Origin of the sequence: Saccharomonospora iraqiensis subsp. iraqiensis, from assembly GCF_000430445.1 — a bacterium.
Taxonomy (GTDB): Bacteria; Actinomycetota; Actinomycetes; order Mycobacteriales; family Pseudonocardiaceae; genus Saccharomonospora; species Saccharomonospora iraqiensis.
Genome location: NZ_KE387117.1, coordinates 1 through 4094 on the forward strand (window position 1 = coordinate 1; position 4094 = coordinate 4094).

6 protein-coding genes are annotated in these 4094 nt (G+C 74.2%); 2 read left to right on the plus strand and 4 right to left on the minus strand.

The genetic code is table 11. The features are described 5' to 3' along the window. The 4 genes from ACTIR_RS24020 to ACTIR_RS0117305 form a co-directional block, all read right to left on the minus strand. A partial coding sequence (locus tag ACTIR_RS24020) for an Asp23/Gls24 family envelope stress response protein (protein WP_034240688.1) occupies positions 1–265 on the minus strand: 265 nt, incomplete at its 3' end. Further along, entirely contained in the window at positions 262–444 is a 183-nt protein-coding gene (locus ACTIR_RS0117295) for a DUF2273 domain-containing protein (protein WP_007024172.1), read from the minus strand. The genes ACTIR_RS0117295 and ACTIR_RS24020, both read right to left, overlap by 4 nt. Before the next feature lie 10 nt (positions 445–454). Continuing rightward, entirely contained in the window at positions 455–805 is a 351-nt protein-coding gene (locus ACTIR_RS0117300) for a hypothetical protein (RefSeq protein WP_026455221.1), read from the minus strand. Next, positions 802–1290 carry an Asp23/Gls24 family envelope stress response protein gene (locus ACTIR_RS0117305; protein ID WP_026455222.1) on the minus strand — a complete coding sequence of 163 codons (489 nt, stop codon included), beginning with the start codon at positions 1288–1290 and terminating at the stop codon, positions 802–804. The genes ACTIR_RS0117300 and ACTIR_RS0117305 overlap by 4 nt, the downstream gene beginning before the upstream one ends. Before the next feature lie 257 nt (positions 1291–1547). Here ACTIR_RS0117305 and ACTIR_RS0117310 point away from each other — a divergent pair, with 257 nt between their 5' ends. Further along, positions 1548–2189 carry a GNAT family N-acetyltransferase gene (locus tag ACTIR_RS0117310; RefSeq protein ID WP_034240690.1) on the plus strand — a complete coding sequence of 214 codons (642 nt, stop codon included), beginning with the start codon at positions 1548–1550 and terminating at the stop codon, positions 2187–2189. 168 nt (positions 2190–2357) lie between these two features. Continuing rightward, the coding region (gene hypF / locus ACTIR_RS0117315; protein WP_026455224.1) for a carbamoyltransferase HypF at positions 2358–4094 on the plus strand (1737 nt) is incomplete at its 3' end.

The window sequence follows — 4094 nt, forward strand, 5'->3', positions numbered from 1 at the left end:
TGCTGCGGCGCACCCCCGGGGTGGGGGTCTGCGCGAGCGTGCGGCCGAGCATCCCGGACGCGGCCGATCCCGCGTCGGCGACCTCCGAGGCGGCCTCGGCCGCGATCCGGGCGACGACGTCGTCGTCGATGTCCACCCGGCCGAACTCGGTCCGGCCCGGATGCGCACCGCCGATCCGTTCCGTCGGTGCGGTCGGCTCGTCCTCTCCTCCGCCGGACCCCGCCGCCCGGGAGGCTCCGGTGGGTCCGGCCACGGCGTCGGTCATCGGCCCTGACCCCGCCCGGAGAAGTACTCGGTCAGGTCGATGTCGCCGTCCAGGACCTTGCCGACGACCAGCCCGACGATCGCCAGCAGCGCGACGATCAGCATCTGGCCGAAGTTGCCGAAGGCCAGTGCCAGGCCGAGGACGAGCCCGACGAGGAGCCCCTGGGTGGTCCGTGACATGTCTCCACCTTCACGTTCGGTTCGGATCGGCCGTTCCGGCCGCACCGGGCAGGTCGACCAGATCGGCCACGACGACGTCGACCCGGCGGTCGCCGACCAGCGGTGCGAGTGCGCTCTGGACCTGCCTGCCGAGTGCGGGCAGGGCGACGGTCCAGTCACCGGTCACCTGCACGGTCACCCGGTCGGCCTCGACGCGCACCCCGCCGAGGCGCCTGCCGGGCAGGTACGTCGTGACCGGGCCGGTGGCGGGCAGGACGTCCCCGCCCACCAGGTCGGCGACCCCGGGGCAGGACCGCACCACCTCGGCGACGCGGTCGACGTCGACCCCGTCGACCACCGGCGGCGCGCTGGTTCCGGTCACGACACCCTCGACTGCGATTCCTGGCTGTCGTCGGACGGCAGGTAGACGTCGTCGACGCTGACGTTGATCTCGGTCACCTCGAGGCCGGTCATCCGCTCGACCGACTGCTTGACGTTGCGCTGGACGCTCTTGCCGAGGTCGGCGATGGACACCCCGTACTCGACGACGATGTCCAGGTCGATGGCCGCCTGGCTCTCGCCGACCTCGACGGCGACACCCTGGGACACGCTCGGCCCGGAACTGCCTGGGATCCGTTCGCGCAGCGCGCCGACCGCGCGCCCGCCGGAGGTGCCCATCGCGTGGACGCCGCTGATCTCGCGGCACGAGACACCGGCGATCTTGGAGACGACGCCCTGGGCGACGCTGATCTTGCCCTGGTCGGTAGACAGCGGGTCGCCGCCGGACCCACCGCGTTCGCGACCCGAGGACGACGAGGACGACGAGGAACCCGAGGAGCCCGAGGAACCCTGGCCAGGCTGAGACATTGCCGCACCACTCCTGTGAAAGATCGGTGAGCCCGCGGCGCGGTGAGGCCCGCGAGCGGTGTGCGAGACGGTTCGTGACTGCGACATACCCTCTGCGCCGGGAGTCAACCGCGCCCCGTGTTCACGCCTTACGGTGACGCGGGCGGCCGGCGACGAAGCCGTGGGCGGAAAACGGGGCCGTGGGCGGAAACGGTCGACACGGACCGGCCGGCAGGGAACGATCACCCGGACCGGCCGGCGGGACGAAGGGGGAACGGGTGGCGGACGAGAGCACCGGCGGTGGGCCCGCCCTGCGGCCCCGGGAGGTGGGGACCCTGGCCACCGGACGTCTGCTGCTGCGGCCGGTGTCGGTGGCCGATGCCGACGCCGTGTACGGGTATCTGTCCCGGGCGGACGTGTGCCGGTACCTGCCGCACGAGCCGCTGACCCACGAGGAGGTCGTCCGGCGTCTCCCGGTCCACGCGGGACGCACCCGGATCGCCGGGGACGGCGACGGGGTGCGCCTCGCGGTGGTGCCGCGGGACGGCACGGCGGAGGACGGCGCGGCGGAGGACGGCACGGCGACCCGCACCGATCCGGTCGGGGAGGTGCACCTGCAGGTGCACTCGGCCGGGGCGGCCACCCTCGAGATCGGCTGGATCCTCGCTCCGCACGTCGGCGGCCGGGGCTACGCGACCGAGGCCGCCCGGGAGCTGCTGGAGTACGCCTTCACCGAGGTCGGTGCGCACCGCGTGGTGGCCCGGATGCATCCGGACAACACGGCCTCGGCCCGGCTGTGCGCGCGCCTGGGGATGCGGCACGAGGCCCTGCACCGGGCCGACATCTGGGTCACCGGAGCCTGGGAGGACACGAGCGTGTACGCGATGCTGGACCACGAATGGTCCGCCACGGCTCCGTGACCGGGGGCGGTGCCGGGGCGGTGCGGCCTGGTTTCGCCGTGCCATTGCCCGGGTAACAGTGGGTGGTGTCGTGCGAACGTCGGGTCAGCGCCCGGGTGCGTGCCCGTCCGGACACCCGCCGCGGTGGGTCCGGCGGGCGCGACCGCGGCGCCACGGGGTGAGGGCGCCGTGGGGCCGTCCGTGCGGGTCGAGGCGCGGGTCGAGGGGATCGTGCAGGGGGTCGGGTTCCGTCCCTTCGTGTACGCGCTGGCCGAGCGGTTCGGGGTGAGCGGACACGTCGGCAACGACACCGACGGGGTCTTCCTGGCCGCCGAGGGTCCGCGGGAGGCCGTGACCGGGCTGCTCAAGGCGCTGGAGACGGACGCCCCCGCGCTCGCCGCGGTCGAGCGGGTCACGGTCACCGAGCACCCCGTCCGCGGCGGGGCAGGGTTCCGGATCGTGCCCAGTTCCGGGGACGGTCCCCGCCGGACCCCCGTCTCCGCCGACGCGGCCACCTGCGCGGCGTGTCTGTCCGAACTGTTCGACCCCGCCGACCGGCGCTACCGGTACCCGTTCCTCAACTGCACCGACTGCGGCCCCCGGTTCAGCATCGTGCGGGACGTCCCCTACGACCGGCCGAACACCACGATGGCCGGGTTCACACTGTGCGCCGCGTGCGCGGCCGAGTACCACGACCCGGCCGACCGGCGGTTCCACGCGCAGCCGGTGTGCTGTCCCGCGTGCGGGCCCCGGCTGCGGCTGGTCGACGCGGCCGGGCGGTACCTCGGCGGCGACCCGGTCCGGCACACCGCCGAGCTGCTCCGTGCCGGGGCGGTCGTCGCGGTCAAGGGGATCGGCGGATACCACCTCGCCACCGACGCCACCGACGAGAAGGCCACCGCGGCACTGCGCTCCCGCAAACACCGGGCGGACAAGCCGTTCGCCGTCATGGTGCCCACCCTGGACACCGCCCGCGCGCTGTGCCACGTCGACGACCTCGCCGAACGCCTGCTCACCGGCAGGCAGGCCCCCGTCGTCCTGCTGGAGCACGGCACCGACCCCCGTGGGGACCCCACCGCCGCCCCCGCCGTCGCCGAGTCCGTCGCGCCCGGCAACCGGGAACTCGGCCTGATGCTGCCCTACACCCCGCTGCACCACCTGCTGCTGGACGCCGTCGCCGCACCGCTGGTGCTCACCAGCGGCAACGTCTCCGACGAACCCCTCGCGTTCACCGACGACGACGCCCTCGCGCGCCTGTCCGGCATCGCCGACGCGTTCCTCACCCACGACCGGCCGATCCACGTGCGCACCGACGACTCGGTGGTGCGGCCATGGGCCGGCCGCGCGCTGCCGGTGCGCCGCGCGCGGGGTTACGCGCCGGAACCGATCCGGCACGAGCCGGGCTTCCCCCGGCCCGTGCTCGCCTGTGGCGCCGAGCAGAAGAACACGGTGTGCCTCGCGCACGGGCGGCGGGCGGTGTGTTCGCCGCACCTCGGCGACCTGACCAATCACGAGACGCTGCGCGCGTTCACCGCGGCGATCGAGCATCTCGGCAGGCTGTTCGACATCACCCCGGCCGTCGTCGCCCACGACCTGCACCCGGACTACCTGTCCACGAAGTACGCGCGGGAGCGGGACGACGTCGAACCGGTCGGGGTGCAGCACCACCACGCGCACCTCGCGGCGTGCCTGGCCGACAACGGCGTCGACGGTCCGGTGCTCGGGGTCGCCTTCGACGGCACCGGGTACGGCACCGACGGCACGGTGTGGGGTGGTGAGTTCCTGCTGGCCACGCTGACCGGGTTCGAGCGACTGGCACATCTGGCCCCGGTGCCGATGCCCGGCGGGGCCGCCGCGATCCGGCACCCGTGGCGGATGGCCGCGGCGCACCTGCGCGACATCGGCGACGGCGAGCTCCGCGCGCTG

What these genes read in the sequence shown, in the direction of transcription:
- ACTIR_RS0117295 (WP_007024172.1), bottom strand. Translation starts at nt 444, where the DNA reads ATGTCACGGACCACCCAGGGGCTCCTCGTCGGGCTCGTCCTCGGCCTG.
- ACTIR_RS0117305 (WP_026455222.1), bottom strand. Translation starts at nt 1,290, where the DNA reads ATGTCTCAGCCTGGCCAGGGTTCCTCGGGCTCCTCGGGTTCCTCGTCG.